This window comes from Noviherbaspirillum soli, assembly GCF_015352955.1.
Taxonomy (GTDB): domain Bacteria; phylum Pseudomonadota; class Gammaproteobacteria; order Burkholderiales; family Burkholderiaceae_D; genus Noviherbaspirillum_A; species Noviherbaspirillum_A soli.
Genome location: NZ_JACYOX010000067.1, coordinates 1 through 13956 on the forward strand (window position 1 = coordinate 1; position 13956 = coordinate 13956).

Sequence of the window (13956 nt, forward strand, 5' to 3'; positions counted from 1 at the left end):
TTGCATCAATTCCGGCGACTGCGCGTACGCTACGAACGACTGCCCTCGATTCATGAAGCATTCCTTCACTTGGGCTGCGCCCTTATTTGCTGGCGCATTTTGAAAAACTCATTTTGTTAGATGCTCTAAGTACGCTCCTGGGCGAGACCGAGGTAGAGGGGCGACAAAATGATATGTCTTGAGGCAGCCAAGTCCTCACAACACCCCATAACGCAGCCCGATGCGCTTCAACATGCGGCGGTAAGCCGCCGACAGGCGGTCGGCCCGCTGCGGCACTTCCACGCCCGGCTCCAGCGGCACCTTCTTCGGCCGCTGTGATTCCAGTATCTGCAGGTCCTGCAGGAAGATGCGGTCCTGGAAGGCGCGCAGGTCGTCGTCGCTGGAACTGTCGTTGTGCATGGCCAGCACGATCCAGGCATGGGCATGTTCCTCGTCCAGCGTCTGCACATGCAGGCTGATGGCTTCGGTCAGGCCGTCCGGCGTCTGCGGCAGCTTGGTCAGGATGGCCGTGAGCGGACGCACCACGCGGTAGGTGTATTCCACCATCGCGCCGTCGGCGGCCAGCAGGTTGGCCTGTGGCTGGTAAGCACGGCAGCCGGTGGCGATCACGCCTTCCATGCCCTGCGCGCCCAGGCCGTCGTCATACGCATCGACCCGGTAGTCCGGCACTTCGGTGAACTGCGGGTCGCCCAGGATGCCGGTGTGAATGAAGGGAAAATGCGCCATGTCGAGGAAATTCTCGATGATGCGCGGGCCGCAGGCATGCACCGGGTAAGGCCCGCACAGCACTTGCCGCAACTGGTCGTTGCCGTGTTCCGGAAACGGCGGCAGCGCGCGTGCCGGTTCGCCCAGGCAGACCCAGACCATGCCGTAGGCCTCCTTCGCCTGAAAGCGCGTGGCGCAGGCGGTGCGCGGTGGCGTGTCCTGCGGATGAGCCGGCTGCAGGCGGCAGGCGCCGGCATGATCGAACTGCCAGCCGTGGTAGGCGCAGACCAGCCGGTCGTTCTTCACCCAGCCCAGCGAGAGCCGCGCGCCGCGATGCGGGCAGCGGTCGTCCCAGGCCTGCACCACGCCGTCGCCGCTGCGCCAGATCACCAGCTCCTGCTCCAGCAGCCGCACCGGCTGCATGGCGCCAACGGCCAGGCTGGCGCCGGCGGCAACCGGATGCCAGTCATTCCACAGTACCGGATCGATGGTTTCCATCGCCTACTCCCAGAAGCCGATATGGGGAGCGGCCGCTTCCTGCTCCATCTCGGGCAGCGGCCCGACGACCTCGGTCGGCCGCTGGCCGCTGGCGAACACGGTGCGGCAAGGCAGCGCCAGGGTGGGGTTCTCCGGATGGCTCCCGGTCAGTTCCAGCAGCTTTTCCTCGGACATCGCATATACCACGCGGCCAATGTTGCACCAGTAGATGGCGCCGGCGCACATTGCGCACGGTTCGGCGCTGGTGTAGAGGGTGCAGCGGGCCAGCGCTTGCGGCGCCAGCTTCTGCGCCGCCAGCGCCGCGGCCACGCGCTCGGCATGCTGGGTCGGATCGCCCTGCGGCGGCATCGAATTATTGCCGGCTTCGGCAATGATGTTGCCATGCTCGTCGGCGACGACGGCGCCGAAGGGATGGCGGCCGGCGGCCTTGGCGCGCTCGGCAACGGCAAGGGCCGCGCGCATCAGGCGGCGGTCGGTTTCCGTGAGGGATAAGTTGGATGGAGACATGCGGTTTCCTGATCAATGATCCATGAGCCTGGTCGAAGCCCGGGACGGGTCTGCCGGCTGTTTCGGGCGGCACTATACCGGTATTTGGCAGGCAGGGGGCGGCGGCGCTGCCGACCGCATTCGCTCGCGTCGGCTTGTCCAGCAATTTGCGTGCGATGCCATCGCTGATGCGGCAGGCTGCTGCGAGGCTACTATCCGGAAGAATGGCTGCCTGATGTGTCTGGCGCACTACAAAAAACCAGGCTCTTTCCCCGCCGGCGCTTCTTCATCACCACTACGTGACACGGGCGCACCCCTGGCATTCATTGAAGTGATAACTCACATCAAGGATCGCAATTGGCTTTCCACTGCGGCCAGCCTTATCTTCGCTCCATAGAAAAATTCACCTTCAGGAGCAATCGCAATGACCACCGCAACACTGCCAACCCTGTACGTCCCGTTTGAACAAGCGAAAAAAATCCCGGCGAAACTGGCTGCCATCTTTGCCGTGCTGTTCATGGTCGAGTTCCGTGAAGCGCAATCGGACGAATCCTGCAGCTACGCCGCCTACCTGGCATAAGCGTCAGCCGCGATACGGGCTGCCACAGCCCGCCGCCAGGAGAAAATAAAAAAGCCGCCAATCATGGCGGCTTTTTTTGTTGCGTCGGACGCCGCACTACAGCCGCTCGGTCTCACCCGATTTCGGCTGCCACTTCATCAGCCGCTTCTCGATCGCGCCGACCAGCCCGTCCAGCACCAGCGCGAACAGGGTGAGAACCACAATACCGGCAAACACCGTATTGATGTCGAAGGTGCCTTCGGCCTGCAGGATCAGGTAACCGACGCCGCGGGCCGAGCCCAGGTACTCGCCGACGATGGCACCGACGAAGGCCAGACCGACCGAGGTGTGCAGGCTGGAAAACACCCACGAGGTGGCCGAGGGCAGGTACACCGAGCGCAGCAGCTGGCGGGCATTGGCGCCCATCATCCTGGCATTGGCCAGCACCACCGGGCTGACTTCCTTGACGCCCTGATAGACGTTGAAGAAGACGATGAAGAACACCAGCGTCACCGCCAGCGCCACCTTGGACCAGATGCCCAGCCCGAACCACATCGCGAAGATGGGCGCCAGGATCACCCGCGGCATCGAGTTGGCGGCCTTGATGTAGGGGTCGAGTATGGCGGACGCCACCGGCGACAGCGCCAGCCACAGGCCCACCACCAGCGCCAGCGCGGTGCCGATCACGAAGGCAAGCAGGGTTTCGGTCAGGGTGACCAGCAGGTGCGGATAGATTTCGGCCGGAAAATGGAGCGTGAACCAGGTGTTGTCGCCGGTGCCCACCTCGAGCGTGCCGCTGCCCACCGTAAACCACTGCCAGATCCTGACCAGCACTTTCAGCGGTTCACCGAAGAAGAACGCGGCCTGCGGATTGCGCGTGGCGACGTGCCAGACCAGCAGCACCGCCACCAGGACCAAAACCTGCCAGACGCGCATGTTCCTGTGATTCGGTTTGATGACATTCCACATGCTCTACGCCAGCCTCTTCTGTTGCTGATAGCCCTTCAACACCTCGTCGCGCAGCACGGCCCAGATCTGGCTGTGCAGCTCGACGAAGCGCGGATGCGCGCGCACTTCGGCGACATCGCGCGGACGCGGCAGGTCGATGATGAATTCGCCGATCGGATGCGTGGCCGGGCCGGCCGACAGCACTACCACCCGGTCCGACATCGCAATCGCCTCGTCCAGGTCATGGGTGATGAACAGCACCGCCTTGCGCCGCGCGCTCCACAGGTCCAGCACTTCGTTTTCCATCAGCTGGCGGGTCTGGATGTCCAGCGCCGAGAACGGCTCGTCCATCAGGATGATGTCCGGGTCCAGGATCAGGGTCTGCGCCAGCGCCACCCGCTTGCGCATGCCGCCCGACAGCTGGTGGGGATAGCGGTCGCCGAAGCCCTGCAGCCCCACCCTGGCCAGCCACTGTTCGCCGAGTGCGCGGGCATCGGCATTGGGCATGCCGCGAAACTGCAGGCCGGCGATCACGTTGTCCAGCGCGCTGCGCCACGGCATCAGCGCTTCGGACTGGAACATGTAGCCGGCACGGCGGTTGATGCCATCCAGCGGCTCGCCGAATACGCTCACCTCGCCCGAGGATGGCTGCAGCAGGCCGGCGCCGACGTTGAGCAGCGTGGATTTGCCGCAACCGGTCGGCCCCACCACCGACACGAACTCGCCGGGCGCAATGGCCAGCGTGGTGTTAGCCACCGCGGTATAGCGCTGCGCGCGGTTTTCCTTCGAAACGAAAGTGCAGCTGATGTCATTCAACAGCAGCGCCGGCGCCAAGTCGGGCCTACTTGACCTTGGCATTCGCTTTGGCCACCAGCTCGTTGGTGAAGGTCCTGGACAGGTCGATGTTCTTGCCCGAGAGTTCAGGCTCGAATGCCTGCAGGGTCTTCAGTGCGGTCTGGGCGCCTGCTTCCGGGAATCGGCCATCCGGCGACAGCGCCTCGCGCACCTTGGTGAAGGTCTCGAGATACAGCGCGCGGTCGCCCAGCTGGTAGCTCTCCGGCACCACCTTGACGATGTCGGACGGCCCGGCCTTCTGCAGCCAATGCAGCGCGCGCACCATCGCATTGGTGAGCGCCTGCGATGTGTTCGGATTCTTTTTCAGGAAGGCTTCGGTGGTGTAGAGGGTGGCGGCCGGCATGGGCCCGCCGAACAGCTCGTTGGTGTCCTTCAGGGTGCGGGTGTCGGCGATCACCTTGATCTCGTTCTTCTGCTGCAGCATGGTGACGACCGGATCGAGATTGGAAATCGCGTCGATCTGGCCGGAACGCAGCGCCGACAGCGCGCCGGCCGCGGTGCCCACGCCGATGAAGGAAACATCGCTGGGCTTCAATCCGCCCTTGGCCAGCACGAAGTTGGCCACGATGTTGGTGGACGAGCCGGGTGCGGTCACGCCGATCTTCTTGCCCTTCAGGTCGGCAATGGACTTGTAGTTCGGCATGGTCTTGCTGGAGACGCCGAACACGATCTGCGGCGCCCTGCCCTGCAGCACGAAGGCCGTGATCACCTGGTTCTTGGCCTGCATGTTGATGGTGTGCTCGAACGCGCCGGACACCACGTCGGCGCTGCCGCCCACCAGTGCCTGCAAGGCCTTGGCGCCGCCGGCGAAGTCGCTGATCTCGACCTGCAGGCCCTCGTCCTTGAAATAGCCGAGCTGCTCGGCGATGGTCAGCGGCAGGTAATAGAACAGGTTCTTGCCGCCGACGGCGATCGATACCTTCTGTTTTTCCAGCGCCTGCGCCCAGGCGCTGCTGCTGGTGGCAAGGATGCCGATGGCGGTCATGCCGGCAATGGCGGCGAATTTCTTCAAACGGATTTTCATGCTGTCTCCTGGTCTCCCGTGCGGCTCGCGGCGCCTGTGCGCCAGGCATCGCGGCCATGGATTGTTTTGGGTTCGTTGCGGCGTCTTTTTGACGACGTGAAACATTAACATAAACTTTTTGAAGACCAGGCATGCCAGCCTCGCCGCGGTGTGGATTTGCCACGTTCAGTCCGGCATTCCCTGCGCTCCCGCTGCCCACAGGGCCGTCTTGCCGGAAGCTGGCAGCAGGTCCGCTCGGGCTGCAGGATGCCGTTAATAAAGTGAACCAGCCAAACGGGAGAGGTAACAGAACATTGCCCATGCGGCTGCAATATGCCGCCCCTCCCGTTCCGCCCGGGCCGGACCCAATCAAGGACAAGCAATGCAAAAATTCATCGGGCTGGCGCTTGCCATGCTCATCGCCGGCTGTAACGGCCTCTCGGATGACAATGATGAAGCAAGCCAGCCTGAATACCTGCAATACAGCTATGTGGTGGCTGGCGCCAACGGCGCGGCGATTGCCCGTGCGATCAGCACCCATGACACCTGCCCCGTCCTCATGGTTGGCGGCAAGGGCATGCGCATGCAGTTGCGGGCAGGCAGCGGCACCATGCCGCAGCGTCCCACCGCCAGCGCGCCCGCCGACTCCAAGCCTTCCGGCTTCCCGGTGATCACCTGCGAGGCGACCCTGCCGGCAGATGCCGCCAGCGCCAGCATTGGCGGCCAGCCCTTGCCCTTGCCCTTGCCCAAGGCGCAGCCGCAGCGCATCGTCATCCTGGGCGACACCGGCTGCCGCATGAAGAAGGCCGACGATGCCTTCCAGGATTGCAATAACATCGACCAGTGGCCGCTGTCACGCATTGCCGCCACCGCGGCCAGCCTGAAACCCGATCTGGTGCTGCATGTCGGCGACTACCATTACCGCGAGACCGCTTGCCCGGAAGGCGTTGCCGGCTGCAAGGACAGCCCCTGGGGCTATGGCTGGGATGCGTGGCAGGCCGATCTGTTCAGGCCGGCCGCGCCGCTGCTGGAGGCAGCGCCCTGGGTGGTGGTGCGCGGCAACCACGAGGAATGCGCGCGCGCCGGCCAGGGCTGGTTCCGTTTCCTGGCGCCCGAACCCTATACACCGGCACGCAGCTGCAATGACGCCCGCAACGACGCCGTGGCCAATCTGTCGCCGCCCTATGCCGTGCCGCTGGGCGGCGGTGACCAGTTCATCGTGTTCGACTCGGCAAAGGCGGGATCGGCCAGGCTGCCGGTGAACGATCCGCAATCACTGAACTATCAGCTGCAGCTGATGAGCGTGGCCCGGCTTGCCGGCGGCGTGCGCGGCGGCAGCTTCTTTGCCAGCCATCATCCGGTCCTGGGCTATCTGCCGCTGGGAGACAACACGTTCGTCGGCGGCAACCTGGCACTGCAGGACGCCATGGCGCAGGTCAACGGCCTTGCCTACTACCCGGCCGGCATACAGCTCGCGCTGCATGGCCATGTGCATGATTTCCAGGCGCTGACCTTCGCTTCGGACCATCCGGCCACCATTGTCAGCGGCAATGGCGGCGACGACGTCAGCCCGGCGCTGCCATCGCCCCTGTCGCCGCTGGCGCCGGCCCCAGGCGTGACGCTGGAACGCATTACCCACAGCACCACCTTCGGCTTCATGCTGATGGAACGCGGCGGCAACGGATGGACCTACAAGGCCTATACCGCCGGCGGCAAGGTGATGGCGACCTGCAGCCAGCAGGGCAGGCGCCTGCTGTGCGACCGCACGGGCCGGATCGCAGCCTGATAGCGGACGGCAGGCAGCGGACCTGCGCGACCATGCCTGCCATTCCCGTGGCTGCCGCGCGCGATGCGGCCCTCCCCTTGCCCGGCTAAAGCGCGGCCCCGAACTTGCCGTCCATGTAGTCGCGGGCGGCCTGCTGGATCTCCTCGCGGGTGTTCATCACGAACGGGCCATGCGCCACCACCGGCTCGCCAATGGGCTCGGCATGGCCGAACAGCAATACCGCATCCGAGTCAGCGACGATGTCGACCATGTCTCCCTCGTCGCTCAGCTGCAGCAGCCGGTGCTGCTGCGCGCTTTCATTGCCGATGCGGATCGTTCCGCGCACCAGATACAGGAACACGTTGCGCCCGGCCAGTCCCTCGAAGCGGACGCTGCCGCCGGCGGCCAGCGTCACCGTGCTCATGAAAACCCCCGTCAGCGACTGGAACGGGCCCTGCCGGCCATCCCAGCTTCCGGCGATCAGGTGGACCGTGCCGCGGCCGTCCGCGGTGGGCAGCGCCGGTATCGCTTCCTTCTGCAGGCCGGTATAGCGCGGCTGCGTCATCTTCAGCCGCGCCGGCAGGTTGACCCATAGCTGCAGGATCTCCAGCGGCCCGCCGCTTTCCAGGAAGGCGCGCGGCGACACTTCCTCATGGATCAGGCCGCTGCCGGCCGTCATCCACTGCACCCCGCCCTCGTTGATCACGCTTTCATGGCCGCCGCTGTCGCGATGCGCCAGCGAGCCCTGCAGGATGAAGGTGACGGTCTCGAAGCCGCGATGCGGATGCGGGCCGAATGGCAGGCCGCGGTTGTCGCGGCCATAGACCTGCGGTCCGTGGTGGTTCAGGAACAGGAAGGGGTCGAGCTGGCGCGGGTCCAGGCCGGGGCCGGGGCCGGGCAAGGGGCGGCGCGTGATCAGCTCGCCGATATCGTCGCGCAGCGCCTCATGCTGGCGTTGCAGTGTCTTGCTGCTCATGGTGCATCCTTTCATGCATTTGGCACAGGCTGCAATGATGGGGACGAAGCGCCATGGCGTGAAGACGGCCCTTGCGGGAAACAGCATGCAGCAAGCGGCACAATGCGCCGCTTCGCCACAAGCCTATCCGGTGATGCCGCAGGACGCCGCGCTCTGCGCCTGCTGCGCGGCATGCTTGGCTGCCTCCACCTGCATCTCGGCCGGCAGCTGCACGCCATTCTTTACCGCCGTCAGCTCGGCCAGGATCGAAATGGCGATCTCGGCCGGCGTCTTGCTGCCGATGTAGAGGCCGATCGGGCCATGCAGCCGCGCCAGCTCTTCATCGCTGACGTCGAACAGCTTCAGCCGCTCGCGGCGCCTGGCGTTATTGACCCGCGAACCGATGGCGCCGACATAGAAAGCCGGCGACTTCAGCGCTTCCATCAAGGCTAGGTCATCGAGCTTGGGATCATGCGTCAGGGCCACCACCGCGCTGCGCGCGTCGAGCCGCATCTCCAGCACCAGGTCGTCCGGCATCGCATGCACCACGTCCACGCCCGGCACGTTCCAGCTGCTGCGGTATTCCTCGCGCGGGTCGCACACCGTCACCTGGTATTCCATGCCGATGGCGATCTGCGCCAGAAAGGCCGACAGCTGCCCGGCGCCAATGATGAGCAGGCGCCAGCGCGGCCCATGCACCGTCGTCAGCGCCGCCGACGACACCTGCATGCTCATGCCGGGGCTGGCCGGGCCCAGCGTCACGTCTCCGGTGGCGAGGTCGAGCCGGCGCGCCACCAGCTGGTGCCGGCCGAGCTGCGCCAGCAATTCGCCGATGCGGCTCTTCGCCGACAGCGGCTCGATCGCCAGTTCGATGGTGCCGCCGCAGGGCAATCCGAAGCGATGGGCTTCGTCGGCGGTGATGCCATAGGTCACGATCTCGGGCCTGGTGTGGGTAATGCCCTCGGCCCGTACCCTGGCGATCAGATCGTCTTCCACGCAGCCGCCCGAGACGGAACCGATCACCTGCCCGTCGCCGGACAATCCGAGGGTGGCGCCTTCGGGGCGCGGGCTGGAGCCCCAGGTGCGGATCACCGTCACCAGCTGGCAGGGTCGGCCCTGCGCGATCCACTGCTCGCAGGTCTTGAGTACGTCGAGGTCTATGCTGTCCATGGCGAAAAGAGTCCGGGAAACGCGCAGACTATGCCACATCCGGAAGCGCCTGATGTTGATCCGGACGGAGGCGCATCGGACCATGGCGACGCAATGTCGCGTTGCCCAAAAGGTCAAAATCCTACATCCATCCGGCCGCTGCGCTTACAGACAGCTGCGGCAAAGCTGCCTAAATTACATCATTTATAACTGTTAACGCATCAGCAAGCCGCGCGGCCATGGGCTTGCGGCCCACCGGCGACGCATCCGATACCATGCCTGCACCAGAAACCCAGCGCCACCGCCAGACAACCGCACCAGCCAACGACCCCCTGGGTGAACGCGATATCTTCTTTGCCGCGGTCGAGAAGACCCGCATGCCGATGGTCGTGACCGACCCGCGCAAGCCCGACAATCCGATCGTGTTCGCCAATCCGGCCTTTCTGCAGATGACGGGTTACGCCATGGAAGAAGTGGTGGGCAACAACTGCCGCTTCCTGCAGGGTCCGGAAACCGATCCGGCCACCGTGGCCGAGATGCGCCTGGCGATCCAGGAACGGCGCGACATCGCGCTGGAAATCCTGAACTACCGCAAGAATGGCTCGACCTTCTGGAATGCGCTGTTTGTCTCGCCGGTGTTCGATGCCAATGGCGAACTGGTCTATTTCTTTGGTTCGCAGCTCGATGTCAGCCGGCGCCGCGATGCCGAGGAAGCGCTGGGACAGGCGCAGAAAATGGAAGCGCTGGGACAGTTGACGGGCGGCATCGCCCATGACTTCAACAACCTGCTGCAGGTAATGGCCGGCTATCTCGAGATGATGGACCTGAGCCTGACCACGCCCAATCCGGACCGCGGCCAGTTGCGCCGCCATGTCGACAGCGTGCGCAGCGCCGTCACCAAGGCATCGGTGCTGACGCAACGGCTGCTGGCGTTCGCGCGCAAGCAGCGGCTGTACGGCCGCACCCTCAATCTCAACTCGCTGACGGAAAACCTGGCCGACCTGGCGCGTCGCACGCTGGGCAGCGAGATCACATTGCGCACCGAGCCTGCCCCCGATCTCTGGAACTGCCAGGTCGATCCGACCCAGATGGAAGTGGCCCTGCTCAATATCCTGCTCAATGCGCGCGACGCCATGCAGGAAGGCGGCCTGCTGACGCTGCGCACCCGCAATGAAGTCATTGGCGAGGAGGATCTGCATGTCTATTCCGGCCTGCGCGCTGGCCGCCATGTCTCCATCGCCGTCACCGATACGGGCACCGGCATTGCGCCGGAACTGCTCAACCGCGTGATGGACCCCTTCTTCACCACCAAGGAGGAAGGGAAAGGCACGGGGCTGGGCCTGTCGATGGTGTACGGTTTTGCCAAGCAGTCCGGTGGCGCGGTCTACCTGTATTCCGAAGTCGGCGTTGGCACCACGGTGAGGCTGTACTTTCCCGCTACCGAGAACGCCGTGCCCGCCCCCCTCTCCACGCCGGCCTTCATGCCGGACGCCGGAGACGGTGAAACCATCCTGGTGGTGGACGACAGGCTGGAGGTGGCCGAACTGGCGCAGGCCATGCTGGAAAGCCTTGGCTACCACAGCATCGTGGTGACCAGCCCGGCCGATGCGCTCAAGGCGCTCGACGGCACGGCCGGCATCGCGCTGCTGTTTTCCGACCTGATCATGCCAGGCGGCATGAACGGCGTGATGCTGGCGCGCGAGGCCAAGCGGCAACACCCAAACCTGCGCATCCTGCTGACCACCGGCTATGCCGACCCGGCGCTGGAACGCAACGAGACCGGGCATGCCGAATTCGACATCATCAACAAGCCCTATCGCCGCGAGGAACTGGCGCGGCGGGTCAAGGCGGTGCTGGCCGGGCCTTCCGGCGTGAGCTGAAAGCCACAGGCACCTGAAAGCCTGCGCTCACAACACGTAGTTGGCGGTATCCGACTGCAGCAGCAGCGTGCCGTTCAGCGTGGCCAGCGTGACGAAGCTGTTGGCGCCGCCGGTGCTGTCGACCCGCACCACGGTATTGGCGCCCGACGAGGTATCGAACTGCAGGTAGCCGCCGCTGAAGGCATTGGCGCCGTTGTAGCCGGTGAACGTGAGCAGCAGGTCATGCAGGTTCAGGGTGTCGACGCCGTTGGTGCCGGTCTTGCTGAAGGCGGTGACGATGTCGCCGGTGGTGCCGCGGTCGCTCAGCGTGTTGTAGTCGTAGACATCGTTGCCCAGTCCGCCGGTGAGCGTATCGTTGCCGGCGCCGCCGGTCAGGATGTCATTGCCGGCGCCCCCCACCAGGATGTCATTGCCCGCGCCGCCATTGAGCGTGTCGTTGCCGGCGCCGCCGGTCAGGTTGTCATTGCCTGCGCCGCCGCTCAGGGTATAGACGGTGCCGGTGTCGGTCTCGGCCGAGGCATTGACGGTCAGGCTGTTGGCGCTCCCCAGGCCGAAGCCTTCCACGCTGGCCTGCTGGGTGCCGCTCAGCATGGCGTTGTTCAGGGTCAGGTTGTAGTTGTTGCCAGCCTGCGCCACGATCACCTCGACACCGACCAGCGTGGTGGCGCCGAAAGCCAGGCCGGCGCTGTAGTCGCCGCTCAGGTACAGCGTGTCGACGCCGGCGCCGCCATTGAACTGGTCGGCCGCGGTCATCGCCGCGCCGGCGAATACCGAGTCGCGGCCGGCGTTGCCGGTAACGATGTCGTTGCCGCCGAAGCTGATATCGAAATAGTCCGACCAGGCGCCGCCGGTGAGCACGTCGTTACCGGCGCCGCCGTTGATGGTATAGGACGACTCGGTCTCGGCACTGGCATTGATGGTCATGGTATTGGCAGCACCCAGGGCCGAGCCATCGACGGTGACGGTGGTTGCCACCGCGTTGGCATCGTTGAAGGTCAGGCTGTAGCTGTTGCCTGCGCTGAGCGTGATCTCTTCGACGTTGACCAGCGTGGTTGCGGCAAGCGTCACGCCTGCCGCATAGTCGCCGTTCAGCGCCAGCGTGTCGGTTTCCACCGTGTCGTCGACGGATGAGCCGCCATCGATGCGGTCATTGGCGTTAAAGGCGGCGCCGGCAAGGATGGTGTCGCTGCCGGCGCCCGCCGTCACCGTGTCGTTGCCGCCGGCGCTGATATCGAAGGTGTCGGCGCCGGCGGTGCCGTTCAGGGTATCGTTGCCCGCGGTGCCGGCGATGGGTTCCACCAGCACATTGGTCACTGTCACCGTGAGGCCCTGGCTGGCAGCGAGTGCGCCGTCGCTGGCCTGTACCGTGACGTTGTAGATATTGTCGGCGCCGACATCGGCCGGCGCCTCGAAGTCGGGCGCAGTCACGAAGCTCAACGCGCCGGTAGTGGCATTGATGGCAAAGCGGGCCGCATCGTCGCCGCCGGCGATGCTGTAGGTCAGCGTCGGGCTGTCGGCATCGGTGGCGGTGACGGTGGCCACGGCAGTGGTGTTCTCCGCCACGTTGTAGGCCGCTGTCGGCGCGGAAAACACGGGGGCCGTATTGGACGGCGTCTCGACCACGTCGGTGACGGTAATGGCAATTGCCTGCGTGGTGTTCAACGTGCCGTCGCTGGCCTGAACGGTCAGGTTGTAGACATTGTTGGCGCCGGCATCGGCCGGGGCTTCGAAATTGGGCGCGGTGATGAAACTCAATGCGCCGGTAGTGGCATTGACGTTGAACAGCGCCGCATCGCCGCCTGTGACCAGGCTGTAGGTCAATGCCTGGCTCTCCGCATCGGTCGCCGCCACCGTGCCGACTGCGGTGCTGTTCTCGGGCATGCTGAAGGCATTCGGCGAGGTGAAGGTCGGCGCGGTATTGTTGCCCGCCGGGCTGCCGCCCACCACGCCGATGAAGTCGGTTGCTACCGGCACCAGCGCCTGCGTGTTGCGCAGCTCGATCATCAGCTCCGGCGGCGGCTGGCCGTCGCCGCCCGCATCCACGTAGATGAAGGTGCTGGTGCCCGACTTGGCATACCACACCGTGTTGCTGTTGCCCGTCTGCCCGCCCCAAGCCAGGTCCGTGGCGCCCAGCAGCGCCGACAGGTCGATGCGGTCCGTGCCCTGGGTGAAATCGGTGATCGCGTCCCAGGTGCGGGTGACCGTCGCGTCCGGCGGCGTCTGCCAGTTGGTGTTGGGCACGGACTCGGTCGTGGTCTGGTACACGAACACGTCGCTGCCGCCGCCGCCGGTCAGGGTGTCGGCGCCACCCGCGCCGCTGATGGTGTCGTTGCCGCCGGCGCCCACCAGCGTGTTGGCATTGGCGTCGCCGGTCAGGATTTCATTGACCACGTTGGTCACCGTCACTGCAACCGCCTGGCTGGCCGACTGCGTGCCGTCGCTGGCCTGCACAGTGACGTTGTAGACATTGTTGGCGCCGGCATCGGTGGGCGCCTCGAAGTCCGGCGCGGTCACGAAGCGCAAGGCGCCGGTGGTGGCATTGATGGCAAAGCGGGCCGCGTCGTCGCCGCCTGCGATGCTGTAGGTCAGTGTCGGGCTGTCGGCATCGGTGGCGGTGATGGTGGCCACCGCGGTGCCGTTCTCAGCCACGTTGTAGGCGGCCGTCGCCGAGGAAAACACGGGTGCTGCGCCGGTCGGGTTCTCGTTGACGTCGGTCACGGTCACCGCGACTGCCTGCGTGGTGTTGAGCGTGCCGTCACTGGCCTGGACAGTCACGTTGTAGACGTTGTTGGCGCCCACATCAGCCGGCGCCTCGAAATTGGGCGCCGTGATGAAACTCAGCGCGCCTGTGGTGGCATTGACGTTGAACAGCGCCGCATCGCCGCCCGCGACAAGGCTATAGGTCAGCGCCTGGCCTTCCGCATCGGTTGCCGCCACCGTGCCAACCGCGGTGCTGTTCTCGGCCATGCTGAAGGCCTGCGGCGAGGTGAACGCCGGCGCTTCATTTACATTGGTGACCGTTATCGCAATCGCCTGCGTGGTGTTCAACGTGCCGTCGCTGGCCTGCACGGTCAGGTTGTAGACATTGTTGGCGCCCACATCAGCCGGGGCTTCGAAATTGGGGGCAGTGATGAAACTCAATGCGCCGGTGGC

General features: G+C 65.2%; 12 protein-coding genes and 1 pseudogene. 5 read left to right on the top strand and 8 right to left on the bottom strand.

Annotation, left to right across the window (positions count from 1 at the left end):
• A pseudogene (locus tag IGW04_RS25960) lies at positions 1-120 on the top strand (IS5/IS1182 family transposase); the annotation flags it as partial.
• Between the two features lie 75 nt (positions 121-195).
• On the opposite strand, the gene IGW04_RS24430 reads toward IGW04_RS25960, so the two are convergent.
• Positions 196-1203, bottom strand: a complete 1008-nt coding sequence (locus tag IGW04_RS24430) for an aromatic ring-hydroxylating oxygenase subunit alpha (protein ID WP_194715710.1) — start codon at positions 1201-1203, stop codon at positions 196-198.
• Positions 1204-1206: 3 nt separating this feature from the next.
• Positions 1207-1710, bottom strand: coding sequence for a nucleoside deaminase (locus IGW04_RS24435; protein ID WP_194715711.1), 504 nt, complete (start codon positions 1708-1710; stop codon positions 1207-1209).
• A 22-nt stretch (positions 1711-1732) separates the two neighbouring features.
• On the opposite strand from IGW04_RS24435, the gene IGW04_RS24440 reads away from it, so the two are divergent.
• Complete coding sequence (locus IGW04_RS24440; RefSeq protein WP_194715712.1) at positions 1733-2086, top strand: hypothetical protein; 354 nt, start codon at positions 1733-1735, stop codon at positions 2084-2086.
• Positions 2087-2113: 27 nt separating this feature from the next.
• Positions 2114-2269 carry a hypothetical protein gene (locus IGW04_RS24445; protein ID WP_194715713.1) on the top strand — a complete coding sequence of 52 codons (156 nt, stop codon included), beginning with the start codon at positions 2114-2116 and terminating at the stop codon, positions 2267-2269.
• Between the two features lie 96 nt (positions 2270-2365).
• Here the strand turns inward: IGW04_RS24445 and IGW04_RS24450 are convergent, their stop codons facing one another.
• Genes IGW04_RS24450 through IGW04_RS24460 form a run of 3 tightly spaced genes read right to left on the bottom strand, consistent with a single transcriptional unit; the run spans position 2366 to position 5036 of the window.
• Entirely contained in the window at positions 2366-3217 is an 852-nt protein-coding gene (locus IGW04_RS24450) for an ABC transporter permease (protein WP_194715714.1), read from the bottom strand.
• A 3-nt stretch (positions 3218-3220) separates the two neighbouring features.
• The gene (locus tag IGW04_RS24455) at positions 3221-4054 is read right to left on the bottom strand and encodes an ABC transporter ATP-binding protein (protein WP_194715715.1); all 834 of its coding nucleotides are present in this window, start codon (positions 4052-4054) and stop codon (positions 3221-3223) included.
• Positions 4038-5036, bottom strand: a complete 999-nt coding sequence (locus IGW04_RS24460; RefSeq protein WP_228527371.1) for an ABC transporter substrate-binding protein — start codon at positions 5034-5036, stop codon at positions 4038-4040. The genes IGW04_RS24455 and IGW04_RS24460 overlap by 17 nt, the downstream gene beginning before the upstream one ends.
• Before the next feature lie 400 nt (positions 5037-5436).
• Between IGW04_RS24460 and IGW04_RS24465 the strand changes: the two genes are divergently transcribed.
• Positions 5437-6840: a metallophosphoesterase family protein gene (locus IGW04_RS24465; RefSeq protein ID WP_194715717.1), complete on the top strand. Its 1404-nt coding sequence runs from the start codon at positions 5437-5439 to the stop codon at positions 6838-6840.
• An 85-nt stretch (positions 6841-6925) separates the two neighbouring features.
• Here IGW04_RS24465 and IGW04_RS24470 read toward each other — a convergent pair whose 3' ends face one another.
• Complete coding sequence (locus tag IGW04_RS24470) at positions 6926-7795, bottom strand: pirin family protein (RefSeq protein ID WP_194715718.1); 870 nt, start codon at positions 7793-7795, stop codon at positions 6926-6928.
• A gap of 123 nt (positions 7796-7918) precedes the next feature.
• Positions 7919-8944, bottom strand: coding sequence for an XdhC family protein (locus IGW04_RS24475; protein WP_194715719.1), 1026 nt, complete (start codon positions 8942-8944; stop codon positions 7919-7921).
• Positions 8945-9198: 254 nt separating this feature from the next.
• Here IGW04_RS24475 and IGW04_RS24480 point away from each other — a divergent pair, with 254 nt between their 5' ends.
• Positions 9199-10803, top strand: coding sequence for a histidine kinase famiy protein (locus tag IGW04_RS24480; protein WP_194715720.1), 1605 nt, complete (start codon positions 9199-9201; stop codon positions 10801-10803).
• Between the two features lie 27 nt (positions 10804-10830).
• On the opposite strand, the gene IGW04_RS24485 is transcribed toward IGW04_RS24480, so the two are convergent.
• The coding region (locus IGW04_RS24485; protein ID WP_194715721.1) for a beta strand repeat-containing protein at positions 10831-13956 on the bottom strand (3126 nt) is incomplete at its 5' end.